The sequence below is a fragment of the Nocardia veterana NBRC 100344 genome, from assembly GCF_000308855.1.
In the GTDB taxonomy this organism is placed as follows: Bacteria; Actinomycetota; Actinomycetes; order Mycobacteriales; family Mycobacteriaceae; genus Nocardia; species Nocardia veterana.
In genome coordinates this window covers 24,257-49,109 of sequence record NZ_BAGM01000095.1, presented here as the reverse complement: position 1 = coordinate 49,109, position 24,853 = coordinate 24,257, and the positions used below count along the sequence as shown (strand labels likewise).

Sequence of the window (24,853 nt, the reverse complement as noted above, 5' to 3'; positions counted from 1 at the left end):
AGGGGGTGCGAAGTCGCCCTTCGGGGTGAGGACGAATCGCCGCGCGATTCCTAGGCTCGTTGGTATGACACGGGTGATACGAACGGCGCGACGGCTGCGCGCCTCGGCGCGGACCCCCGGCCGACTCCGGCTGTGGTCCGATGTCGCGACGGTGGTGGTCGTCGGAATTCTGTTCGCCGTGGGGTGGCCGACCCTGCACATCACCCATCAGGTGCCGGCCGGCGCGCAGCCGTTCATCGCCGCGCTGGCGGTGTTCCCGCTGGCGCTGATCCGGGCCAACGCGGCGCTGGGCTGGGCGATCTCCGCCGGCGCGGCATTGCTGATCGCGCTGGCGATCCCGCATCAGCCGGGTAACGATCTGCCGTTCCAGGTGGTCCACATTCTGGTGTTGTTCGCGTTGCTGTTCGCGGTCGCGGTGCGGGCGCCGATCCAGATCGTGCTGGTCGCCTGGATCGCCTCGTCCCTGCTGTTCGCCACCACCATGGCCGGAACGAGCTCGTTCGCCGAGGCCGGTTTCGGCTGGCCGCTGGCGATGACCGGGCTGGTCGGATTCGGTTTGCTGGTGCGCTGGCTGGTGCTGTCGCGGCAGGCGCTGGTGCGGCAGGAGGAACAGAACGAGCTGGAACGAGCCCGTCGCGCGATCCTCGAGGAGAAGGCGCGTATCGCGCGTGATCTGCACGATGTGGTGGCCCACCACATGTCCATGGTGGTGGTGCAGGCGCAGACCGCGCCGTATCGCGTCACCGACGTATCCCCGGCGGCGCGGGCGGAGTTCGAATCGATCGGCGCTTCGGCACGCGAGGCGCTCAACGAGATCCGGAGCATGCTCGGTGTGCTGCGCAGCGACGGGCAGCTGCCCGAGCACGCGCCCCAGCCGGTCGCCGCGGATGTGGTGTCGGTCCTCGACGGCGTGCGCCGCGCCGGGGTCCGGATCGACTGGACCATCGAGGGTTCGCTCGCAGCGGTGCCCGATACCGTCGGCTTGGCGCTGTACCGGATCGTGCAGGAGTCGCTGTCGAACGTCTCGCGGCACGCGCCGGGCGCGGCCGTCACCGCGACGGTGACCGTCACCGAGCAGGCGGTGGAGGTGCTGATCGCCAACGACGCCGGAACCGGCCCGGCGCCGGCGGCGAGCGGGGTCAGCAGCGGGATCGCCGGCATGCGGGCGCGCGCCGAGGCCATCGGTGGGATGCTGGCCGCCGGGCCGCGCTCCGAAGGTGGCTTCCAGGTGTATGCCCGGTTACCGCTGCACGACCGTGAGGAGACCGCCGCACCGGAGGCGGTGGACGGCGCCGCGATCGTGTAACACTTAGCGGCGATGCTCACCTATTTCCAAGCCATCGTGATCGGCGCGCTGCAGGGCGTCACCGAACTGTTCCCGATCTCGAGCCTCGGCCATTCCGTCCTGGTTCCGGCCTGGCTGGGCGGCAGCTGGGAAAAGCTCGTCACCGAGGGCGACTCCGAGAACGGCACCCCGTATCTCGCCTTCGTGGTCGCTTTGCACGTCGCGACCGCGATCGCGCTGCTGGGCTACTACTGGCGGGACTGGCGCGACATCATCGTCGGCTTCGTCACCACCCTGCGGACCCGGCGCGTCGAGACCTCCGCGCAGCGGCTGGCGTGGCTGATCGTGCTGGCGACCATCCCGGTCGGCGTGCTCGGACTGCTGCTGGAACACCCACTGCGCACCATGTTCGCGACACCCATCTACGCGAGTGTCTTCCTCACCCTCAACGGCGTGGTGCTGATCGTGGGGGAGGGGCTGCGCCGCCGCAACGCCCCGACCCTGGCCGAATACGGTCGTCGCTTCGCGGCGGACGAGGCCCGCGCCGAGGCCCGGGCTCGCGGAGTCGCGGTGCAGGACGAGGTGCAGATCGAATCCGACGAGCGGCTGGCCGCCCTGTCGGTGAAGGATGCGCTGGGTATCGGGCTGGCGCAATCGGGTGCGCTGCTCGCCGGTTTCAGCCGATCCGGGCTGACCATGGTCGGCGGCCTGCTGCGCGGTCTCGATCACGAGGACACCGCGAAGTTCGCCTTCCTGCTGGCCACGCCGGTCATTCTGGCGGCGGGCGTGTTGAAACTGCCGGAGCTGGCCGGCCCGCAGGCCGCCGGCATTCACGGGCAAGCGCTCGTGGGCGCCCTCGTCGCCGGTGTGGCGGCATGGCTGGCGGTGCGTTTTCTGGAGCGGTTCTTCAAAACCCGCACCCTGTTGCCGTTCGCGGTGTACTGCCTGGTCGCGGGTCTGCTGTCGGTCGTTCGATTCCTCTGAGGCGGATATGCCCATCACCGTGTTGATCGCCGACGACCAGGCCATGGTCCGGCAGGGGTTCGGGGCGCTGCTGGCCGCCCAGCCCGATATCAGTGTCATCGGCGATGCCGCCAACGGTGCGATCGCGGTCGCCGAGGCCAAACGGCTGCGACCCGATGTGGTGCTGATGGATGTGCGGATGCCCGAGATGAACGGGCTGGAGGCGGCGCGGGCCATCCTGGCCGCCGGATTCGATCCGCCGGTGCGGGTGCTGATGCTCACCACTTTCGATATCGACGACTACGTCTACGAGGCACTGGGGTTGGGGGCCAGTGGATTTCTGCTCAAGGACGCGCCCGCGGACGAGCTGGTGCGGGCAGTGCGCGTCGTGGCCGAGGGGCAGGCGCTGTTGGCGCCCACGGTGACTCGGCGGCTGATCGCCGATGTCACTCGGCGGCGCGCCCGTCCGAAACCCGCCCCGGCGCTGAATGCGCTGACTCCCCGGGAACGGGAAGTGCTGGAGCTGATCGCCAAGGGGATGTCGAACACCGAGATCGCCGAGGCACTGTTCGTCGCCGAGCAGACCGTGAAAACCCATGTCTCCAAGGTCTTTTCCAAGCTCGATCTGCGTGATCGCGCCCAGGCCGTGGTGATCGCCTACGAATCCGGCCTGGTCACGCCGGGCTGAGCGATCCGGGTAGGATCGCCACCTGGTACGTCGCCGGAAGGGGGAACGTAGGTGTTGAACAGCGGTGACGTGTTCGCCGGCTTCACCGTGGAGCGACTGCTCGGACAGGGGGGGATGGGATCGGTCTATCTGGCGCGGCATCCGCGCCTGCCGCGACTGACCGCCTTGAAGCTGCTCAACCGTGAGCTCTACACCGATGCCGAGATCCGGGCGCGGTTCGAGCGCGAGGCCGACCTGTGCGCGCAGCTCGATCACCCCGGCATCGTCGCCGTCTACGACCGCGGCGTCGAGGACGATCAGCTGTGGATCTGCATGCAGTACGTCGACGGCATCGACGCCGCGACGGTGAACCCGTTGACGTTGCCCCCCGAACGGGCGGTGCAGATCATCGAAGGTGTCGCCGCCGCACTGGATTACGCGCACAGCAACGGTGTCCTGCACCGAGATGTGAAGCCGGCCAACATACTGCTGGCGCGAGCGGTGGGCGGCAAGGGTGAGCGGGTGTTTCTCACCGATTTCGGAATCGCCCGCCTGCGTGAGGATTCCACCCACCTGACCCAGGCGGGGATGTTCACCGCGACCCTCGCCTACGCCTCGCCCGAGCAGATGACCGGCGCCGAACTCGACCACCGCTCCGACCAGTACTCCCTGGCGTGCGCGCTGTACTGGCTGCTCACCGGAACCGGGCCGTTCGATTCCGAGCATCCGACCGAGGTGATCCGCGGTCATCTGCAACTCCCGGTCCCGCCCGCGAGTGTCCGCCGCCCCGGCCTGCCGCCGGCGATGGACGCGGTGATCGCCCGCGCGATGTCGAAGCGGGCCGCCGAAAGGTTCGGCAGCTGTAGCGAATTCGCGGCGGCGACGCGGGCGGCGTTGAGCGCGCCGGTGGGTGAGCTCGCCGGTGCGGGGCACCCGGTTGGGATGGGCGAGCCGAATCCGATGCTCCTCGGCGCATCCGGCGTTCGCCCCCCGAGCGGGTATCCCGCGTCGCCACCGGTGCCGACCGCCGTTTCCGGGCAGATGGGCCCGACTCGGATCCCGGCGGGCGTTCCTCCTGGTCAGCAACAGCTTTCGGCGCCGCCGGCCGCCATGGCGCCGACTGCAAACCTCACTCCGCGTCGCGATCCGATCGGTCCCGGAGCAGCGGTCCCGATGGGGTACCCGGTTCCGCCTACACCGTCCGGATATCCACCCCCGCCCGGCTATCCGCGACCGCAGAAGCGTTCCGGTGGGGTGGTGGCCGTGATCATCATCGCCGTGGTGGTGCTGATCGCTCTCGTTGCCGCAGTCGTCGTGGTGAAGCACAAACGATCAGACGGCGAAAGCCTCGACTCGTTGAAAGCCGTTTTCCCGCAGCTGGTCCAGCCGACCGGGTCGGGCAGCACCGGGGGCGGATACGGCGGTCAGTCGTGCTTTCGCGAGCGTGACGGCAAGAATTTGCGAACACCGGGACCCGGCGCTCCCGACATGCGACTCGATTCCTGGAAGGTGGCATGGGACTGCTGGGCAACACCGGACGTGCCGCAATATGCCGTGTTGTCCTACGATTCGGAGTCGGCCGCGCAGAAGGCGGTCGCCAGATTGCCGTACAACCACAAAGATCCCGGTTGGAGCCGCGGCGGCATCGCCTACACGACCTACCAGTGGATTACCCCCGCACAGGTGGAACCGGACCGAACCTGGATGGTCATCGAATTCCCGAATCAGCCCCGATCTCGATTCCTCATCGTCGTGCACAACGAATACTGGCAGACGTTGAAGAAGGGGAAGGGCAGCCAGGAATTCAGGGACTGGTGCTACGACATGCCCATGTAGGGCTCAGCTGCCAGGGTGAACCCGTCTTCGGTGCGCGAATGAAATATGGCGGCCGGTGATCCTGGCCCAGGCGGGGCTGGGCCTGATTACCGCCGCCGACTACTTCTCTCCACCGGCCATCGAGGATGCTCCCCGCCGCCGGGAGAGCCTGCTCGCGACCCCGGCTGCCGGATTCGAACGCGCCGCGGGCAATGGCGGGCCGGCTGAGCACGGCTCACCCGAAGAAGGCTGCGGCCTCCGCGTGCCGGGCGTGCGGCACCAGCTTGAGCTGTTTGGTGGCCTCGGCGAGCGACACCAGCCCGATCTCGGTGCCGTGCAAGGCCACCATCTGCCCGAACTGTCCGTCGTGGACGGCCTCGGCGGCATGCAGCCCGAAACGGGTGGCCAGCACCCGGTCGTAGGGAGTCGGCTTACCCCCGCGTTGCACATGCCCGAGCACCGTGGTGCGGACCTCCTTGCCGATGCGGCGCTCGATCTCGACGCCGAGCTGATGCGCCACGCCGGTGAACCGTTCGTGCCCGTATTCGTCCACGCCGCCCTCCCGCAGGTGGAACGAGCCCTCCGCCGGTTTCGCGCCCTCGGCGACCACGCAGATGAAATGGGAATCGCCGCGCTGGAAGCGGCGCTTGATCATGGTGCACACCTCGTCGACGTCGAACGGCACCTCGGGGACCAGGGTGAGGTGGGCACCGGAGGCGATACCGGAGTTCATCGCGATCCACCCCGCGTGCCGGCCCATCACCTCTACCAGCATGACGCGCTGATGCGATTCCGCGGTGGTGTGCAGCCGGTCGATCGCGTCCGTGGCGATCGAGACGGCGGTGTCGTGCCCGAAAGTCGTGTCGGTGCAATCGATGTCGTTGTCGATGGTCTTCGGCACGCCGACGACGGGGACCCCCTCGTCGGACAGCCAGTGCGCGGCGGTCAGCGTGCCCTCACCGCCGATCGGGATCAGGGCATCGATGCCGTTGTCGTCGAGCGTGCGTTTGATCCGGCCCAGTCCCTCCCGCAGGACATCGGGGTTGGTGCGCGCGGTGCCGAGGATCGTGCCGCCCTTGGTGAGGATGCGGTCGGTCCGATCGTCGTTGTGGATGTGGATCTTGCGATCCTCCAGTAAGCCGCGCCAACCGTCCTGGAAGCCGACGATCGCGTCACCGTAGCGGCCGTTCGCGGTGCGAACGACAGCTCGGATGACCGCGTTCAAGCCTGGGCAGTCCCCGCCTCCGGTCAAGACTCCGATGCGCATGCCGCCTATCTTGCCGCGCGCGGCCGCGGCCCGCAGCCCCGCCCCCTTCTACCGGCGGTTACAGCAACCGGCTACCACACACAGCGGTCACGGTGCCGCGGTGCAGTGGCCGGCCGGAAGGTCACCGAGATGTTTGGTCAGCAGTCCCGCCATATCGTTGAGAATCCGGGTCCCGTCCTCGAAGGTTCCCGAAGTCGCCTGTGCCGCAAGGGCGATCGCGACATCGCCCTCGGGCGTGCTGAGCAGGCCGAACTGGCGGACCAGGTAGCTTCCGGCCGGATCCGGCCCCCAGCCGCCTTTGAAACGAGTGTTGTCCAGATGGCCGAGGCCCCATTGCTGGCCCCAGACGACCTTGCCCATCAAATTCGTCACCTTATCGGCGTCGGGCAGGCACGGCAGCCGCGAGGCCCAGCGCACCTGATCCTCCAGGGACCAGTCGGCCTGCCCGAATGCCGAGTACTCCGCCCGGTTGCGGGTCGCGGGCACCGCCGTCGTGGTGTCACCGCCCTCGCGCAATACCGCCTGCACCGCCCGCGCCGCGGCGTCGGGGGTGCCCAGCGACTGCCACAGCCCGTCGGCGGCCGAATTATCGGATTCGGTGATCGTCGCCGACATCTGGTAGGTGCTGGTATTACCGTTGGTGCGCAGAACCGCCAGCGTCAGTGGCACTTTCATCGTCGACCAGGCGGGACCGGTCCGCCAGTCGCCCATCAGAGCCGGCCGCTGTCCGCCGACGGCCATGATGGCCATACCCGCGTGGCCGTCCAAACGCGGTCGCAGCGCGTTGAAATCGGCGGCCAGCGAACCCGGCAGTGCGAAGACCGTGGCCGGTGCGGCGGCCGTGGGCAGGCGCTCGGTCGTGGTCGTCGGGGTCGTCTCCGAGGCGTCCGAGCACGCGGCCGGGCTCAGGAGCAGACCGGCGCCGAGTAAGGCGGCGACGCAACGAAAAGCCTTGGCTCGCCGCGCCTTCCGCGCCGCCGCTGAATCGTGCCAGCGCTGCCTGTCCCGTGCGTGCACCCGTTCACCTCCACGATCCCGGACGGCCGGCCACGGCACCACCCGTCAGACGAGGAATTGTGTGCGGTAGCGCGGCGTGGGTCAAATGCGCTGGGTGCGAACGGCACAGATGAGACGACGGCGCTGTTATCGCGTGCACTCGCCGCCGCGCAGTTCGTGCACGTGGGCGGCCAGCAGCTCCGACATTCGGTCCAGCATCGTGACGGCGTCGTCGTAACTCCCCGAATCCGGCTGCGCCGCAAGGGCGACCGCCAGTTGTCCGGACCAGGTGGGGATCAGGCCGAACTGCCGGACCAGATAGGCGCCGGTGTCGTCGTCCGGCCCCCAGCCGCCCTTGTACTCGGCGCCGACGAACGATCCCAGCCCCCAGCTCTGGCTGTCGGTGATCTGCTGCATCAGGTCGACCACGCGGGAGGCGTTGCGCAGACACGGCAAGCGTGCCGCGAAGCGCAGCTGATCGACCAGACTCCACTGGGTCGCGCCGAAGACCATGGGGTCGTCGATCGATTGCCGGGCGTCGGGATTGTGCCGGTCGGCGACATCGGTGTGGGTGTCGCCGGCCTCGCGCAGCACGGCTTCCACCGCCTCCGCCGCGGGTTCACCACCACCGAGCGCGATCCAGAGCGCCTGTGCCGCATCGTTGTCCGAGGTCGTGATGGCCGACTCCGCGAGATCGGCCAGACCGACCGGGTCTCGCCGGAGCGCGGCCAGCGCCAGCGGGACCTTGATGGTGGACCACGCCACGCCGGTCGTCCAGTCACCCAGCGTGATCACATGATCGCTGCCCACGGCCATCAGGGCGAGTCCCATCCGGCCGGGCAACTGGGCCTGGAGTGCCGCGAAATCGGCCGCCAGACTGCCGGGCAGCGTCCGGGTCGCATCGGCCTCCGGCGCCGGCCGCACCATCTCCGTCGCCGGGCCGGAGATCGGCGGGTCGGCGGTGATCGCCGCACCGTGCGCCGCGCACGCCGAAACCAGAACTGTCATACCTGCCAAGAACAACCGCCGCCGACCCAGGCGCCCGGTGGGCGTCGGGTCAGTAGACATAGACCACCGCGTTGTCGCCACCCGTGCAGGTGACGACCTTGCCCGAACTGGTGCAGGTCATCGGATACGACCTGCCGGTCACCGGGGAGACGGCGATGATCGAGGTACTGGCCTCGGCGCTGGCGGCACTGGTGGCCCCGTGCGACTGCGCGGCCTGCGCGTAGGCCTTACGGACCGCCTCGGCGAAACCGCAGGAGGTGACCGAGGATCCGGTGGCGGCCTTGCCGAAGGAGGTCCCGGCGGCCGAACTCTGCCCGCACGGGGTGGCGCCGACCGGGAGCGCGACGGGAGCGCTGCTGGTGGTCGTCGGCGCCGCGGTCGTGGTCGGTGCGGCGCTGCTGGTCGCCCGCTGCTGTGCCGGGGCGGCCGGTGCGGCGGATTCGGCGACGGTGTTCGATCGGTCGTTACCCGACGATCCGAAGACCTGCCAGCCGACCACGCCGATGCCGGCCAGCACCGCCAGGCCCAGTACCCCGAGTACCACCGGAACGGCTACCGAGCGCGACCGCTTCGCGGGCGGCGCGTCGGCGGAATCGGCTGCGGCGAAGGCGAATTCGTCCTCGGCATCCGCCTCGTCCGGATCGTCGTCCGCGGCGTCGGAGTATGCGGCGTCGGAGTAGGCGGCGTCGGCGTAGTCGTCCTCGTCGTAGGGCGCCTCGTCGTCGTAATGAACCTCGTCGTAGCGAGCATCGTCGTCGTACGGCTCGTCGTCGTAGCGGGATCGGTTCGACCCGTCGTCGACTCGCGCGATGTTCAGGAACTGCGTGGCGGTGCCGTCGGCGGTCGCACCGCCGTCCCCGAACCGCGAGATGTCGAGCAACTCGGTCTTTTCCCCGGAGCCGGTCCCGGCTTCGGCTCGGGGGGTGGCGGCGAACTGCGCGGGGTCGAGCAACTGCGTGCGCGGGCCGGATTCCGCGAATTCCGAGTCCTGCCCGGCCCGGTCGTCGTAGGCATCGACGTCGGCCGGTTCGGTCGGCGGTTGCGGCCGGCGCGTCGGCAGCTTCGGAAGCTCCGGCGCCGCCACGGCGTCCGCGGGCAGCGTGAACTGGAATTCGCTCGGCTGGACCAGCGTGGGGTCGGCCGGACGGATCACCGGCAGATCGCCGGACGTATCGCGCTCGTCCCGGTCCGCCGGCGGGATGATCCGCAGCGACCCGGTGGTCTCGTAGGCGGGCGAATCGGCCGCTGGACCTTCCGGTTTCACTGCCGGACCAGTCCCCGCCGCGGCACCCGACAGCACGGCCGCGACCGGGCCGGCCGCGGGCGGCGGCGGGGCGAGTGGTCCGCGGGGCTGGAAGTTCGCCGGAATGGTCGGTCCGTCCGGACCGAACGGCTGGAAAGTCGTCGGCTCCGTCGGCCGGCGGTAGTCGCGGGCGAGCAGCTCCTGACCGAACATCGACGTGGTCGGCGAATTCGCGGCGGGCGCAGGGGCATCCGGTTCGATCGGCAGTTCGCCGCCGAGACCCAGCGCGGCCCGGGCCGCGGCCGCGAACTGTCCGGCGGTGGGAAACCGATCCGCGGGGGCCTTCGCCATCGCGCGCGCGAGGACCGAGTCGACCGCCTCGGGCACGCCGGCGCGTTCCCGGCTCGGCAGCGGTGGCGGCTCCGACAGATGCGAACGGATCAGAACGCTGACGCTCTGCGCCGGGAACGGTGTCGACCCGATGAGGCATTCGTAGAAGACACAGGCCAGCGAATAGATGTCGGCGCGCGCGCTGACCGGGCCGGAGTCGAAACGTTCGGGGGCCATATAGGTGTAGGAGCCGGCGGCATGACTGCCCGTGGTGTGCGCGCTGTCGCCCTCGTCGCGGGCGATCCCGAAATCGGTGAGATACGCGACGTCGGCCGGGGTGACGAGGATATTGCCCGGCTTCACATCACGGTGCACCAGGCCCGCGGCATGGGCGGCGTCCAGCGCCGACGCGACCTGCTCGACGATCGCCAGCGCGCGTTCAGGGTCCAGCTTTCCCTGGCGACGCAGCAACGTGCGCAGGTTCTCCCCCCGAACCAGCCGCATGTCGAGGTAGAGAACGCCGTCGACCTCACCCCAGTCGTGGATGGGTATGACGTGCGGTTCGGCGAGCCGGGCCGCGGCCTGGGACTCGCGGCGGAAACGTTCCTGATAGACGGGGTCCTGGGTGAGCTGCTCGGGCAGCACCTTCAACGCCACGACGCGATCTCGACCGGTGTCGAACGCCTCGTACACCTCGCCCATGCCGCCCCGACCGAGCAGCGAGCGCACCTCGTACGGGCCGAATCTGGTGCCGACCCGTGACCTCGGCACTTCCACCGGTGAACCTCCAACTCCTGGGCAAGGTGGCCAACCTGCCCGGCGCCGCACCGGGTTGCCTGCCCCTCAGAACGCCGATTCTCCGGGTGCGACCACGCCGTGGTCAAACGCGAACACGATCGCCGCTGCTCGGTCCCGTAACCCGAGCTTGCCGAAAATATGTCCGACGTGGCTCTTTACCGTTACTTCGGAGATACCGAGTTCGGCCGCGATCTCGGAATTGACCCGGCCGCGGCCGATGAGTTTGAGCACCTCGAGTTCGCGGGCGGTCAACTCCCGCATCCGTGCGTGCGAGTCGGCCGGCGCCGGGCGTGCCGTGCGATAGGCCGAGAGCACGCGGCCGGTGACCGACGGATCCAGCCACGACCCGCCCTCGGCCACGGTGCGTACGGCTCGGATCAGATCCTCGGCGGGGGAGTCCTTCAGGATGAAGCCCGCCGCACCCGCCCGCAACGCCCCCGAGAGCAGAGTGTCGTCGTCGAACGTGGTGAGGACGAGCACCGGCGGGGCGTCGGCGCGGGCGCGCAGCCGGCGGGTGGCATCGATCCCGCCGACCCGCTTCATCCGCAGATCCATCAGCACCACGTCGGGACGATGCTCGGCCAGCGCAGCCGGTACCTCGTCACCGTCGCTGCACTCGACCACCGCGAAGCCGTCGCGACGGCGCAGGATCCGGCGCAGTCCGCCACGGACGAGTTCCTGATCGTCGACGACGAGCACCGTGGTGGTAGCGGTCTCGCTGTCCGCGAGCGGGGACTGACCCGGATTCACCTGTCCTCCTGTCGTTTGCGCGTGAGTGCGGTGATCGCGTCGCGCACCATCCCCAGTGGATCGTCGAGCCCGGTCACCGGGCACACCTCGTCGGGCGCGAGCGGAATGCGGGCGCGGACCTGCCAGCAGTCGCCCGACCGCCCGGCGGTCAGGGTGCCGTTCAACGTGGCCGTGCGCTGGCGCATACCGCTGATCCCCATCCCGCGGCCGGTGCGGGGCGCCGGGCCCTGCGGCAGCGTATTGCGCACGCGCACCGTCACTTCCATGGGTGTGACCTCGATGTCCAGGGTCGCGTCGGCGCCCGGCGCGTGCTTGGCGATATTGGACAGCGATTCCTGGCTGATCCGATACAGCGCCAGACCCGTCGATGCCGAGACCGCGGCGGTGTCACCGGTCAGGCGGTAGCGCACCGGCAGGCCCGCGCCCACGAAGTCGGCGACCAGATCGGCGATGTCCTCCAGACCCGGTTCCGGTGTCAGCGCCGAGGGCCGTTGATCGAGCAGGCCGACGGTCTGCCGGATATCGGCCATCGCCTGCCGGCCGAGTCGTTCGGCATCGCCCAGCGCGTCGATCGCCTCGTCCACATCGCGATCGGTTTCCAGCGCGTGCCGGGCCGCGGTCAGGTGCAGCAACGTCACACTGAGCGAATGGGCGATCACGTCGTGCACTTCGCGGGCGATCCGGCGGCGTTCGTCGTCGGCCGCCTGGGCCGACCTGATGGCCTGGTTCTCGCGCTCCTGATCGAGTGACTGCCGCTGGAACTGCAGCATCAGCCCGACCATCCAGCCCAGCACGATCGCGACCACGTAGACCTGCACGAGTTCGCCGTAGCCCAGGGCGTAGAAGATCAGCATCTCGGCCACGGCCGCGAGCATCCAGAACAGGCTGACCCGTTTCGGCGCGATCGCGCCGATCATGCCCACCATCACGGTCAACACCAACGGCGAACAGTCGGGTGAGACCGGCTGCAACAGGAACAGCGCCTGGGCGGTAAGCGCGGACAGGCCGAAGACCACCGGCTTGGGGGTCAGGTCGAAGAAGAACAGCAGCGGATAGCAGGCGAACAACAGCGCCACCGCGAGGAAGGGCACGCCGGTCGAGAAGTACTGGCTACGCAGCGCCGCGGCCGCCACCGCCGACACCACCACCGCGACATCCGCGGTGACCACCACCGAGACGGGATAGCCGTAGGACATCTCCTCGACCCGCCGGCGCAGGGTACCGGCCGGATCCTGCACGAGGTCGACGACGCGGCGCACGACCCGCCCCAGCGCCAAGCGGGTCCGGCCCGGGCGCCGCGGCGCGTGCGGCGCTACCTCCGCACGGTCGTCGGCGCTGGTCAGATCCATAACAGTCAGGCTAGTCGCCGACGGGTGGTCGCTGCATCGTTCCGGGAAAGGGCCCGCGCTCCTACCGCGGTAGGACCCGAAGTCTCGTCTGCGGCACGACGTATCCGCGGGTCGGCCGCCGTAGCGTGAGTCGCACAGTGTCCGGCGGAAGGTTCGGGCACCCGGCCCGAGGAGATGGGTGCGATGACTTGGCAAGACCAGCACGCTCGTACCGAAATCCTGCACGAGGTCCTCGCTCGCGCGGCCGTCGATCCGGCCACCCCGGGACTGTTCTACGACCTGCCCGAATGCGACCGGCTCTTCGGCGGCCCGGCCGGAGTCCTTGCCGCCCTGCGGTATCGGTGGGACAACCACCTGCACGCGAAACTGGACCAAGCCCAGGTGCAGGGACAATCGCCGGCCGAGGCCTATCTGGAACTGGCCGCCGAACAACCCGTGCTGCGTGCCGTACTCGACGCACACGAGCTCCGGCCTCGGCGCCGCGAGCCGGCACTGGCCCGGTAGCCGACTCGAACCGGTTGCGGCACCGCGGAATTCGCGAGCCACGGCAACCGTCAGCAGAAAGGGGTGGGGCGACCGTCATGTTGGAATTGACCGACGTCGTCAAGGAATACCGGGTGGGTGAACAGCGGGTCCGCGCTCTCGACCACATCTGCCTGCGTGTCGAGACAGGGGAATTCACCGCCGTCATCGGCCCCTCCGGCTCCGGCAAGAGCACTCTGCTGCATCTGCTCGGCGCGCTGGACTCGCCCGACTCCGGTTCCATCACCTTCCGCGGCGCGGAGATCGGCTCCCTCGACGACACCCGGCAGTCCGAATTCCGCCGCCACCGAGTCGGCTTCGTCTTCCAATTCTTCAATCTGCTGCCGACGCTGTCGGCCTGGGAGAACGTCGCGGTCCCGAAACTGCTGGACGGCACCGGATTACGCAAGGCCAAACCCCGGGCGCTGGAACTGCTCGCCCGGGTGGGCCTGGCCGATCGCGCCGAACATCGCCCCGCCGAACTGTCCGGCGGCCAGATGCAGCGGGTGGCCGTCGCCCGCGCGCTGATCATGGATCCACCGCTGATCCTGGCCGACGAGCCCACCGGCAATCTGGACTCCAGGACCGGCGCCGCCATCCTGGAACTGCTCGGTGAGATCTCCGCAACGGGCACTTCGGTGGTGATGGTGACTCACGACCAGGGCGCGGTCGACTACTGCGACCGCGTGATCACCCTGCGGGACGGACGAATCGCCGCCGACGAGGTGGTGCGCGCGTGATCACGGCCGGCTGGGATCGGTTGCGGCTGTTCAATATCGGAGAGCTGTTCACCCATAAGGGCCGCACCGCCATGTCGATGGCGGTCATGGCGGTATCGGCGGGACTGCTGGTGGCGGTGCTCAGCATCTCCGGCTCGGTGACCGGCTCGGTGGACCGGCTGACCTCGGCGCTGGGCGGTAACGCCCAACTCGAGATCTCCGGCATCACCGACAGCGGATTCGGGCAGGACCTGCTGCCGCAAGTGCGGGCGGTGCCCGGGGTCGGGGCCGCGGTGCCGATGATCCGGACCGGAATCGGTAACCCGGCCGACCGCACGCTGCTCATCGGAGCCGACGCCTCGGTGGCCGCATTGGGCAGCGACCTGAATGCGGCGATGAGCGCCCAGGCGGCGAAGCTGCTCACCGTGCCCGACGGTGTTCTGGTCGGCGCGGGACTGGGCCGGCACGAGGGTGAGTCGTTCCCGCTCGGCGCCGGGCAGGTCACCGTGGCCGGGGTGCTCGACGACGCCACCTCGCGCAAACTCAACAGCGGTCATGTCGTGATCGCCACCCTGCCGGTCGCTCAGGGACTCGCCGGGCGGGCGGGGATGCTCGATTCGATTCAGATCGTGCCGAAGCCGGGAACCGGTGTGGCGCAGTTGCGTTCGGCATTGACCACGCTCGTGAACGGGCGTGCCGTCGTGGCCGAACCGAGCCTGCGCACCGCACAGGCGAGCGGGGCTGTTCAATTGGTGCGGTTCTCGACGACGATGGCTTCGGCTGCGGCTCTGATCGTTTCGGGATTTCTGATCTACAACGCCATGAGTATGGCGGTCGCACAACGTCGTCCGATGCTGTCGATGTTGCGTGCGATCGGCGGGCGACGCGGGCCGATGGTGCGCGATCTGCTCGTCGAAGCGGCTGTCATCGGGCTCGTCGGCGGGGCGATCGGTTCCGTCGTCGGCATTTTCGCCGGGCGACTATCGATCGACACCATCCCGTCGGCCATGGTCGCGGCGGTGGAGACCCGCACGGAATATCTGGTCCCCGGGTACGCGATTCCGTTCGCCATCGGGGCGTGCGTGCTCGCCAGTGTGGCGGCGGCCGCGATCGCGGCGCGTCAGGTCTACAAGGTGGAGCCGGTCGAGGCGCTGGCGCCGGTGGGGGTGTCCAAGGCGGATGCGGTGGGGCCGTGGCTGCGCTGGGGCGCGCTCGTGGGTGGTCTCGCAGCGGTCGCCGCCGCCGTCTCCATCGCACGGGCCGATCTGGGCCGGGGCTCGCTGGCGGCGATTTCGCTGTCCATCGCCGGTGCGGTCGGAGTGTGTTTCGCCGCGATGGGCCCGATCGTCCGGTTGGCCGCCCGGGTGTCGCGGCTGTTCGGCGCGCCGGGCGCGTTCGGCGCCACGACCGTCGAGCGGGCGCCGCGCCGCGTCTGGGCGACGGCGATGACGGTGATGATCGGTGTCACCGCCACGGTTGCCATGGGCGGGGCATCGGGCAACTTGGTGGATTCGGCCACCGACTCGTTCGCGGATCTGGCTCGGCGCGACGCCTACGTCAGCCCCACCTCGCTGGCCGAATTCCCTACGGGCCCAGTGCTTCCGGCTGATCTGAAGGAGAAGGTGCGGCAGGTGCCGGGGGTGGCCGATGTGGGCTCGGCGCAGATGGCCTTCGCCACCGTGGGCAGCGCCCGGGTGATGTTGCAGGCCTACCAGGCCAATATTCGTTCCTCCGTGCTCGAACAGTTGGGACCCGAGGTGCTGCGCCGGATGACGGCCGGCGAGGGCGTCGTGCTGTCGCGGGATGTGGCGCGCTCGCTCGGCGCGGGGACCGGTACCCAGCTGCAATTGCCCACCCCGACCGGTATCCATCGGGTACGGGTGCTGCAGGTGATCCCGTACTTCTCCGCGCTGTCGGGCATCGTGCTGATGGATCTCGACGTCCTGCGGCAGTGGTACGAACGGCCGGGGGAGACGATTCTCGGCGTGAGCTTCGAACCGGGCGCCGACCGGGATCGGGTGCTCGCGGGTATCCGCGCGGTGGTCCCGGCCGGTCTGCACGTCGATACCGGTGCACAGGCACTGGCCGCGGTATCGCAAGGGGTGCGACAGGGCACGTCGCTGGCCGGATCGATCCTGTGGATCGTGGTGTTGGTGTCGACCGCGGCCCTGCTGAATACGCTGATGCTGTCGGTCCTGGAACGCCGTCGCGAACTCGGGGTACTGCGTGCCATGGGCACCAGCCGCCGATTCCTGCTGCGCACGGTCCTCACCGAAGCCGCCGGGATCGGAGTGACCGGCGCGCTGCTCGGCTTGGCGGTCGGCGCCGCCGTCCAATACCTGGCCACCACGGCGATGAGCCACGCGATGACCATCGACGTGGTCTACCGCCCGAACCCCCTGCTGCTGGTCTACGCCGCCGCCGCGCTGGTCCTGGCTCTGCTCGGCTCGATCCCGCCGTCGCTGCGCGCGGCCCGCATGCCGATCGTCGAGGCCATCGCTGTCGACTGATCGAGCGAGGAGGGGAAGCTCCACGCAGCCGGGCGCGTGGAGCTGCTCCGGCGGCGGGCCCGGACGCCTCGGGTCGGCGCAGCGTCGTCGGTGCCCTTACATAAACTGATGGACATGACTGCACCCACGGTGGACTTGATGGACTATGCCGATGTCATCGACCGGTACGAGCCGGTGCTGGGCATGGAGGTGCACGTCGAACTGGGCACCGAAACCAAGATGTTCTGCGGGTGCCCGACGGCCTTCGGTGCCGAGCCGAACACCCAGGTGTGCCCGGTCTGCCTCGGCCTGCCGGGTTCGCTGCCGGTGGTCAACCAGAAGGCCGTGGAGTCGGCGATCCGCATCGGATTGGCGCTGAACTGCTCGATCACGCCGTGGGGCCGGTTCGCGCGGAAGAACTACTTCTACCCGGATCAGCCGAAGAACTACCAGATCAGTCAGTACGACGAGCCGATCGCCACCGACGGCTACCTCGATGTGCTGCTCGACGACGGCTCCACCTTCCGGGTCGACATCGAACGCGCCCACATGGAGGAGGACACCGGTAAGTCCCTGCACGTGGGCGGCGCCACCGGCCGCATCCACGGCGCGAGTCATTCGCTGCTGGACTACAACCGGGCCGGCGTGCCGCTCATCGAGATCGTCACCAAGCCGATCACCGGGGCCGGCGAACGCGCACCCGAGGTGGCCCGTGCGTACGTGACCGCGCTGCGTGACCTGTTGAAGGCGCTCGGCGTCTCCGATGTCAAGATGGAGCAGGGTTCGCTGCGCTGCGACGCCAATGTCTCGCTGATGCCCAAGGGCGCAACGGAATTCGGCACCCGGACCGAAACCAAGAACGTCAACTCGCTGCGTAGCGTCGAGGTCGCGGTGCGCTACGAGATGCGCCGCCAGGGCGCGGTACTCAGTTCCGGCGGCACCGTGATCCAGGAGACCCGCCACTTCCACGAGGGCGACGGCTCCACCTCACCGGGCCGCGTCAAGGAGACCGCGGAAGACTACCGCTACTTCCCGGAGCCGGACCTGGAGCCGATCGCCCCCGACGCCGAGTGGGTCGAGGAGCTGCGCGGCACCATCCCGGAGTATCCGTGGCTGCGCCGCGCCCGTATCCAGGCCGAGTGGGGCCTGTCCGACGAGGTGTTCCGCGATCTGATCAATGCCGGTGCACTGGACCTGATCATCGCCACCGTCGATGCCGGCACCTCGGTCGACGCCGCCCGCGCCTGGTGGGTCAACTACCTCACCGAGCAGGCCAAGGAGCGGGAGGTCGCGCTCGAGGATCTGCCGATCACCCCGAAGCAGGTCGCCGAGGTGGTCGCGCTGGTCGACGCCAAGACGATCAACTCGAAGGTCGCCCGGCAGGTGGTCGACTTCGTCCTGGCCGGTGAGGGCGATCCGGGGCAGATCGTCGAAGCCAAGGGCCTCGGCATGGTCTCCGACGATTCCGCCCTGCAGGCCGAGGTCGACAAGGCTCTCGCCGCGAACCCCGATATCGCCGACAAGATCCGCTCCGGCAAGGTCCAGGCCGCGGGCAAGATCGTCGGTGACGTCATGAAGGCCACCCGCGGCCAGGCCGACGCCGCCCGGGTGCGCGAACTGGTGCTGGCCGCCTGCGGCGCCGCCTGACGTCGGAACCCTACCGGCCCGAACGACGAGCCCGAACCGCGAAGGCCCGGTCCCAAGGACCGGGCCTTCGCGGTGTCCGGCCGGAATCGGATCAGTCCGGTCCGCCGCCGGCGCCACCCTTCGGCGGCGGAATGCGGACGATCCGGTCGTCCAGCGGCCCGGGGGCGGCCGGTTTGTTGACCGTGCCGACCCAGACGTTGCCGTCGCCGCCCAGCGTGGCGCCGCCGAGCGATCCGTACTTGTCCTGCGCGACCATGGTCGGCGCGGTCGTCACGGCGTGCGTGTTGGGATCGGCATCCGCGAAGGCCAGCGCCTTGGCGCCCGACATCGCGATCGCCACACCGTCCACGGCGGCCGCACAACCACCGGCACCCGGCTTGTCGGGCCAGGTCCAGGCGGTGCTCACGGTCCCGTCGGGGCCCAGCCGCTGCAACCGGTCCTCGGTGGCGGTGCGGTCGGTGAACCAGATGGTGTCCTTGTGGTCGGGGCACACCCCGCCGGCGCTGCCGACGCCGGACGCCACCACCTTCGGATTGGCATTGCCGGGCGCCGGATCGTCGATCTCGAGCAGTTTGCCCGCGAGCGAGCCGGGGTCGTTCGCGGCTCCCGGATTGCCGGCATCGCCGGTCAGCACCGCCAGTCTGGTCGGCGTGACGAAGGCGAGGGAGCCGTGATTCCCGTTCGCGCCCTTCGGGATTCCGGTCAGGATCGGCTTCGGCTCACCGCCGGCGCCGATGCGGACCACGCGGTTGTCCGAGGCGGTGGTGATGTAGGCGTAGATCAGGCCGTCCTCGCCGTAGCTCGGGGACAGCGCGACATCGCTGAGGCCGCCGTCACCGGTCGCGTCCACGTCGACCCGCGCCACCTCGAGCGGCGGCGGTGGCGCCTGGCTGGGATCGACCGCGGTGACCTTCAGGAGCCGGCCGGTGGTGCGTTCGGTGACCAGCGCCTGCTGACCGTCGGGCAGGACCGTCAGCCCGCCCGTGGTGTCCAGACACGACACCACCACCGCCGGATCCGGATCGATACACGGACCTGTCGGCCGCTGCCCGGTGGGCGGCGGCGTCTTCGGCTCGCTGGTCGGACCCTGTCCCTCGGGTTCGATGGTGGGTGCGGGAGTGAACGGTTTGGACGCGGAATCATCGAAGCGGGCACAACCGACCACCAAGCCGGCGGTGACGGCGAGGATCGACGCGACACGGCCGACGACAACCACACTCATTGCCCAAACGTTACGGAAATCCCGCCGCGCGCGCTCGCAGGGGTCCATGCGCGCTCCGACCGGCGTCCCGGTGACTCCGGTGCGACTCGACCGCGGCGCACTCGGCGGTCCCGGCCTCGACCGGGCCGGTGGCGGCTGACACGCCGGGAAGGGATCACGTGCGCGCCCGTTTCGCGTCATACTCTGTGCCCGTGACGGACAAGCCGAATCAACCACCGGAATCGCACCAGTCGTCGGGCTCGTCCGACGGTCCATCCGGATCGTCGGCAGGCAGCCCCTACGACAACCCGACCGGCGAATTCCCCTCGGTGAAACCCGCTGTGGGCAAAGACGTTCCACGGACCGAGGACGATCTCGGCATGGAACCGGAGGTACCCGCGGCAGGTGCCGCCACTCCGGCAGCCGCCACCCCGGCGGCCGGCGCCACCGCAGCGGCGGATGCCGCCGACCACCCGGCTCCGCAACCGACGTCTGTATCCGAGGGCGAGGCCGCCGACGCGCCCACCTACGCCTTCGCCAGCATTCCGCCCGCGCCGACCAACGGCGACGGCGAACGGCGCCGCCGCCCGCGTGAATGCCGGCGTGGCACAACGGAACTGGGTCTGCTCGGCCTGCGGTTGACCGTCGGGCTGACGTTTCTCTACCACGGCCTGCAGAAGCTGGCGGGTTGGTTTCACGGACCGGGCCTGGACGGCACCCGGCAGATGCTCGAGCACGGCGGCTGGAAACATATCGAGCTGTCCACCGCGATGCTCACCGTCTCCGAGGTCGGCGGCGGCGCGTTGATCATTCTCGGCCTGGCCACCCCGCTCGCGGCCGGTGCGGTTCTGGCCTCCATTTCGACCGCCTGGCTGTGGAAGCAGGGGATGGCCCCCGACTTCCAGTACAGGCCGGTCGAATTGGAGTCGATCCTCGCCGGTGCCGCGGCATCGTTGATTCTCACCGGCCCCGGTCGCCTGTCCTTCGATCGCAATCGCGGCTGGGCGGTTCGGCCGTCGTGGGGCTCGTTCGTATGCCTGATCCTGGCGCTCGCGGCGGCCGCCGCCGGCTGGATCTTCCTGCACGGCGGCAACCCGTTCGTGGGGATCTTCTAGCGTCCGGCAGGGGGCGGCGAAGCACAACTCCGGTGCCCCGCCGCCACCTGCCCCGGTGATTCGCGGCCGCGTCAGCTCTGGTCGGCGAGCGCACCGACGCCGGCCCGGGCGACGGTGATCGTGGCGGCGGCCGCGGCGCGGGCGTCGTCGACGGTTCGCCGGCCGAGCCCACAGGCGGTGGCCACACCGTATGCGGTCCGGCGCGACGCCTCTTCGAACAGGGTCAGCGCGCGGATGCTGCCGTCGACATCATCGGGAGACACCACGCCGGCGATCAGCTGCCAGGCCGGGTCCAAACCTGCCAACGGACGGTAGAACGACGGCGCGGACGGCGCCGGATCGGCGCCGTAGGCGCACGGGACATGGACGGTCGGCAGTGGCACCCCACGGGTGCCCAGCAGCCCGGAGACGTGGCCGAGCAGCTTCACCGCCGGCGCGAGGCTGCGAGGGGCCAGCAGATTCTGGTGCTTGTGGTCGCCGTAGCACAGGTGCAGGGTGGTCGCCGCGCCGATCTCGTGGGCGCGGACCAGGAATCCGGCGAGCTGGCGTGCCAGCAGCGGACCCAGTGCCCACTGCGCCCGCAGTTGTTCGGCCTTGACCATGCCGAGGGTGGCAATCGGTGATTCCACCTGCCAGACAACACGATCCCCGTATCGCGCGGTCACCTCGGCCATCTCCCGCAGGACGGCCTCGGTGAATACGGGTAGGTATCGAAGCGCGGTGCGAACCACGCCGAGGTTGCGGACCGCGGGCCCGACGGGCAGGCCTTGGGCGACCGCGGACCCGGCGAATACGAACAGGGCGATATCCAGCGGGTTGGGCTGGCTGATCTGAACTCGCTTATCCGCCAGCTCGGGTCGGCTGCGCTGCAGCGTTTCGAATTCGGAGACGATCTCGCCGATCCGCTCGACCCGGCGCATCGCCACATCCTCCGGCTCGAGGATGTGGCCGGGCCGCACGCCGTAGCCGCGCATATCGCTGTAGTCGGCGTAGTCGCCGGAGCGGACGACCTCGAAGGCGTCCCGAGTTTCGAGGTCTCGCAGATACGCGACGACCCAGCCGGCATCGAGATCGCGCGGTACCGCGGTGAGGGGCCAGCCGTCGCTCCGGTCTGCGAACCACGCCAGGACATCTCGATCGCTGGTCAGCAGGGCTTCGGGCAGGCTACCGACGAAATGTGCATATCTGGTCATGGTGGGTTCCTTCTGGCGACTGCAGGCAGCCGACAGCCATCCTCGGACGGGAGGCCCTGTCGTGCCGCGGCGTGAACAATGCGCATCGTATGTCCGGCCGCGGATGGCCGACTCACCGCTGACGGGAAGCCGAAATCCTTGTGGGCCTGCGCATTGCACGCCGGTCCGGGAACCCGGCCCGGCACCTGTTCGTTACCGTCGACCAGTGGCTGCGAAACGGTCGAGGGCGGGCCACCGCCCGCCCTCGACCACTCTCGACACGCTGCTCAGGGCACGCGCCGGACGGCGCCCTTGTCGGCGGAGGTCGCCAGTGCGGCGTACGCGCGCAGGGCGGTGGTGATCGGCCGGTCGCGGTTGACCGGTTGCCACGGCCGCTCCCGCGCCTCCATCTTGGCGCGGCGCTCGGCCAGCACCTCGTCGTCGACCAGCAGTTCCAGCGCGCGCGTGTGCACGTCGATGCGGATGCGGTCGCCGTCCTCGATCAGGCCGATGGCGCCACCGCTGGCCGCCTCGGGGGAGATGTGGCCGATCGACAGGCCCGAGGTGCCGCCGGAGAAGCGGCCGTCGGTGATGAGCGCGCACACCTTGCCGAGGCCGAGGCCCTTCAGGAACGAGGTGGGATGCAGCATCTCCTGCATACCGGGTCCGCCGGCGGGCCCCTCGTACCGGATGACGACGACGTCGCCGGGGGTGATCTTCTTGCCGAGAATCGCCGAGACGGCGTCCTCCTGGGACTCCAGCACCACGGCCGGCCCTTCGAAGGTGAACAGATCCTCGTCGATGCCCGCCGTTTTCAGGATGGCGCCGTCGGGAGCGATGTTGCCCTTGAGCACACAGAGCCCGCCCTCGACGGTGTAGGCGTGCGCGATATCGCGGATGCAGCCGTTCTCGGCATCGGTGTCCAGCGAGGACCAGCGGTTCTCGGTGGAGAACGGCACGGTGGTCCGCACGCCGCCCGGCGCGGCGTGGAACAGTTCGATCGCTTCGTCGGATGCCTTGCCGGAGCGGATGTCCCAGGTGTCGAGCCACTCGTCGAGGGTGGCGGTGTGCACGGTGGTGACATCGGTTTCCAGCAGTCCGCCGCGGCGCAGTTCGCCCAGGATGGCGGGGATACCACCGGCGCGGTGCACATCCTCCATGTGGTAGTCGGAGTTCGGGGCGACCTTCGACAGACACGGAACGCGACGGGAGATCTCGTCGATGGTGTCGAGGTCGAAGTCGATCTCGCCTTCCTGTGCGGCGGCGAGGGTGTGCAGCACGGTGTTGGTGGACCCGCCCATGGCGACGTCGAGGGCCATCGCGTTGCGGAAGGCCTTGGCATTGGCCACGTTTCGCGGCAGCACGGAGTCGTCGTCCTCGCGGTACCACCGGTTGGCGATCTCGACGACGGTGGTGCCGGCCCGCTCGAACAGCGCGCGCCGGGCGGCATGGGTGGCGAGGGTGGATCCGTTGCCGGGGAGTGCGAGACCCAATGCCTCGGTGAGGCAGTTCATCGAATTCGCGGTGAACATGCCCGAACAGGAGCCGCAGGTCGGGCAGGCGCTGCGCTCCACCTCGGCCAGTCCCTCGTCGGTGACCTCGTTCGAGGCGCTGGCGGCGATGGCGGTGATCAGATCGGTCGGCGCCTGCGCCACACCGCCGACGACCACGGCCTTACCGGCCTCCATCGGACCGCCCGAGACGAAGACGGTCGGAATGTTGAGGCGCATGGCCGCATTGAGCATGCCGGGCGTGATCTTGTCGCAGTTGGAGATGCACACCAGCGCGTCGGCGGTGTGCGCGTTGACCATGTATTCGACCGAGTCCGCGATGATCTCGCGGCTGGGCAGCGAGTAGAGCATGCCGCCGTGACCCATGGCGATACCGTCGTCGACGGCGATGGTGTGGAATTCGCGCGGCGCACCACCGGCGGCGCGCACCGCGTCGGCGACGATCTCGCCGACATCCTTCAGATGCACGTGGCCGGGCACGAACTGGGTGTAGGAGTTCGCGATCGCGACGATCGGCTTACCGAAATCGGAGTCGGTGAGACCGGTCGCCCGCCAGAGTGCGCGTGCGCCTGCGGCATTGCGTCCGGCGGTGGTGGTGCGTGAGCGAAGCGGTGGCATGAATACGGTCCTCGATGGTCGGTTCTGCGACGGGCGTGGCCGTCGCCGGGCGGCGCGGTGGCCGGAGCGGCTCTCCTGGTTCAGTGGCTCTGCTCGTCGGGTGCTCGTCGTCCGGTGGGTCGCCGGGGCCGGGGCCGAGGGCTGGTCGGCCGCCGTGCGGAGCTTCTCGTCGGCGAGTGGTGTCGTCGGCAGAGGTGTCTGTTCGCAAGAGCAGAGTGTCTGTTCGGCGCCTCAACGTTACTCCCGCCACCGGAGGGTGCTCACCGGAGGCGGGTGGTCGTGCGGCCGCGGGGTGGCGCGGCGGCACGACGCACGTCGAACCGGTCCGAACGGCCGGGCAACCGGGTGGGTCTCGACCGCGGACCCGCACCGCGACTCGATCATCGCGGCGACTGCGCCCCGAGTGGGGACGTAGTCAGGGCAGCGCCGCGACAGCGCGGATTTGTTCCCCCGAGCCGCAGGGCAGAGTGTGAAACATCCCACTCGCTTTCCCGTTTCGAGGGTCGCGGGGCAGGCGGGTCCGTCGGGCGGCGTGCTCAGTCTTCGGCGCCGGTCTCCGGCTTGTCGACCGATTCCGGTTCCGAGCCTGCCCCCGCCGAGTCCGTGGCACCCGAATCCTCGCCTGCCGTGCTCGGGCCGGCGTTCTCCACGGCCGGGTCCGCCGCGTTCTTCTCCGGCCGGGCGAACGGATCCGGAATCCGCCCGCCCGAGGCGGCGACCAGATCCTTCAGCCGGTCGTAGCTCACCGCGGGCAGCGCCGCCTCGGAGCCGTCGGTCAGATGTACCCGAACCCAGCCGCGCTTGGGAATTCGCAGTCCCTGCACCTGAGACCAGTCGATGTGCCGGGAGCCGAAGGTCGTACGCAGATCGAGCCCGCGGCCCGATACCGTGGTGCGCGACCGTTCCACCCACCACGCGGCCGCGATCGGGATCAGGAACAGGATCCACAGCACGGCCGGCCACCCGAAGAACGGGAAGGCCACGCAGAACAGCAGGATGAACACGCCGAGATGCCCGAGCCGGGGGATACGGATCACACGCCCCGTATCGGTTCCGCCCTCGGCGGTGTGGGACGATTGGGCTGGTGGCACGGACTGCTGCGGCGATGACACACCCCCATCCTCGCATCATGGTGAAGCGACACTCGAACCGCCCCGTCTCACATAATGAGACACCGCACGTCAAGTAATTTGACTCATCGACCCGCGCGCGCATACCGTCGAGCGCGTGAATCGAAACGAGCTTCTCGTAATCGGCCGGCGCGTCCAGCGCTGAGCCTGACGACTCGAGGTCGACTACGTCAGCTCGCAACTGCGACGCGCCACCCTCGCTCAGCCATCGGCTGACGGGGGCTTTTTTGTGTTCGGACAAGTTGTGTTCACGGCTTC

Annotated in this window: 19 protein-coding genes; 9 read left to right on the top strand and 10 right to left on the bottom strand. The window is 69.4% G+C overall.

The features are described 5' to 3' along the window. The first annotated feature begins 64 nt into the window (after positions 1–64). The 4 genes from ON37_RS17305 to ON37_RS17290 are packed head-to-tail and all read left to right on the top strand — an operon-like array spanning position 65 to position 4,751. Positions 65–1,306, top strand: a complete 1,242-nt coding sequence (locus ON37_RS17305) for a sensor histidine kinase (protein ID WP_051031702.1) — start codon at positions 65–67, stop codon at positions 1,304–1,306. Between the two features lie 12 nt (positions 1,307–1,318). Beyond that, positions 1,319–2,269 (top strand): undecaprenyl-diphosphate phosphatase, encoded by a 951-nt coding sequence (locus tag ON37_RS17300; protein ID WP_040720635.1) that lies wholly within the window; start codon positions 1,319–1,321, stop codon positions 2,267–2,269. A gap of 7 nt (positions 2,270–2,276) precedes the next feature. Further along, complete coding sequence (locus tag ON37_RS17295; RefSeq protein WP_036503935.1) at positions 2,277–2,936, top strand: response regulator; 660 nt, start codon at positions 2,277–2,279, stop codon at positions 2,934–2,936. Positions 2,937–2,987: 51 nt separating this feature from the next. After that, positions 2,988–4,751, top strand: a complete 1,764-nt coding sequence (locus ON37_RS17290) for a serine/threonine-protein kinase (RefSeq protein WP_051031701.1) — start codon at positions 2,988–2,990, stop codon at positions 4,749–4,751. A 214-nt stretch (positions 4,752–4,965) separates the two neighbouring features. Here the strand turns inward: ON37_RS17290 and ON37_RS17285 are convergent, their stop codons facing one another. The 6 genes from ON37_RS17285 to ON37_RS17260 all read right to left on the bottom strand — a co-directional run bounded on the left by ON37_RS17285 (position 4,966) and on the right by ON37_RS17260 (position 12,471). Then, a complete protein-coding gene (locus ON37_RS17285; protein ID WP_040720634.1) occupies positions 4,966–5,997 on the bottom strand; it encodes an ATP-dependent 6-phosphofructokinase in 1,032 nt (343 codons plus the stop codon). Positions 5,998–6,084: 87 nt separating this feature from the next. Continuing rightward, positions 6,085–7,014 (bottom strand): serine hydrolase, encoded by a 930-nt coding sequence (locus ON37_RS17280; RefSeq protein ID WP_245553240.1) that lies wholly within the window; start codon positions 7,012–7,014, stop codon positions 6,085–6,087. 126 nt (positions 7,015–7,140) lie between these two features. Next, positions 7,141–8,001 (bottom strand): serine hydrolase, encoded by an 861-nt coding sequence (locus ON37_RS17275; RefSeq protein WP_040720633.1) that lies wholly within the window; start codon positions 7,999–8,001, stop codon positions 7,141–7,143. Positions 8,002–8,050: 49 nt separating this feature from the next. Continuing rightward, on the bottom strand, positions 8,051–10,351 hold the full coding sequence (locus ON37_RS34580; protein ID WP_373282042.1) for a serine/threonine-protein kinase: 2,301 nt from the start codon (positions 10,349–10,351) through the stop codon (positions 8,051–8,053). A gap of 66 nt (positions 10,352–10,417) precedes the next feature. After that, a complete protein-coding gene (locus ON37_RS17265; RefSeq protein WP_040720712.1) occupies positions 10,418–11,071 on the bottom strand; it encodes a response regulator transcription factor in 654 nt (217 codons plus the stop codon). A gap of 47 nt (positions 11,072–11,118) precedes the next feature. After that, positions 11,119–12,471, bottom strand: coding sequence for a sensor histidine kinase (locus tag ON37_RS17260; protein WP_051031697.1), 1,353 nt, complete (start codon positions 12,469–12,471; stop codon positions 11,119–11,121). A 183-nt stretch (positions 12,472–12,654) separates the two neighbouring features. Here ON37_RS17260 and ON37_RS17255 point away from each other — a divergent pair, with 183 nt between their 5' ends. The 4 genes from ON37_RS17255 (at position 12,655) to gatB (ending at position 17,848) form a co-directional block, all read left to right on the top strand. After that, positions 12,655–12,975, top strand: coding sequence for a hypothetical protein (locus tag ON37_RS17255; RefSeq protein WP_051031716.1), 321 nt, complete (start codon positions 12,655–12,657; stop codon positions 12,973–12,975). A gap of 77 nt (positions 12,976–13,052) precedes the next feature. After that, on the top strand, positions 13,053–13,733 hold the full coding sequence (locus ON37_RS17250) for an ABC transporter ATP-binding protein (protein WP_040720630.1): 681 nt from the start codon (positions 13,053–13,055) through the stop codon (positions 13,731–13,733). Then, positions 13,730–16,222: an ABC transporter permease gene (locus ON37_RS17245; protein ID WP_040720628.1), complete on the top strand. Its 2,493-nt coding sequence runs from the start codon at positions 13,730–13,732 to the stop codon at positions 16,220–16,222. Before ON37_RS17250 ends, ON37_RS17245 begins: the two co-directional genes overlap by 4 nt. A 114-nt stretch (positions 16,223–16,336) precedes the next feature. Beyond that, positions 16,337–17,848 (top strand): Asp-tRNA(Asn)/Glu-tRNA(Gln) amidotransferase subunit GatB, encoded by a 1,512-nt coding sequence (gatB, locus tag ON37_RS17240; protein WP_040720710.1) that lies wholly within the window; start codon positions 16,337–16,339, stop codon positions 17,846–17,848. A 91-nt stretch (positions 17,849–17,939) separates the two neighbouring features. Here gatB and ON37_RS17235 read toward each other — a convergent pair whose 3' ends face one another. Then, complete coding sequence (locus ON37_RS17235; protein ID WP_040720626.1) at positions 17,940–19,070, bottom strand: PQQ-dependent sugar dehydrogenase; 1,131 nt, start codon at positions 19,068–19,070, stop codon at positions 17,940–17,942. A 191-nt stretch (positions 19,071–19,261) separates the two neighbouring features. Between ON37_RS17235 and ON37_RS17230 the strand changes: the two genes are divergently transcribed. Then, positions 19,262–20,164 (top strand): DoxX family protein, encoded by a 903-nt coding sequence (locus tag ON37_RS17230; RefSeq protein WP_040720625.1) that lies wholly within the window; start codon positions 19,262–19,264, stop codon positions 20,162–20,164. A gap of 71 nt (positions 20,165–20,235) precedes the next feature. Here the strand turns inward: ON37_RS17230 and ON37_RS17225 are convergent, their stop codons facing one another. From ON37_RS17225 to ON37_RS17215, 3 genes are all read right to left on the bottom strand, one after another. Next, positions 20,236–21,357, bottom strand: coding sequence for a hypothetical protein (locus tag ON37_RS17225; protein WP_040720624.1), 1,122 nt, complete (start codon positions 21,355–21,357; stop codon positions 20,236–20,238). A 266-nt stretch (positions 21,358–21,623) separates the two neighbouring features. Beyond that, on the bottom strand, positions 21,624–23,465 hold the full coding sequence (gene ilvD, locus ON37_RS17220; RefSeq protein WP_040720623.1) for a dihydroxy-acid dehydratase: 1,842 nt from the start codon (positions 23,463–23,465) through the stop codon (positions 21,624–21,626). 536 nt (positions 23,466–24,001) lie between these two features. Then, entirely contained in the window at positions 24,002–24,502 is a 501-nt protein-coding gene (locus tag ON37_RS17215) for a PH domain-containing protein (RefSeq protein ID WP_085997322.1), read from the bottom strand. Positions 24,503–24,853: the final 351 nt, after the last annotated feature.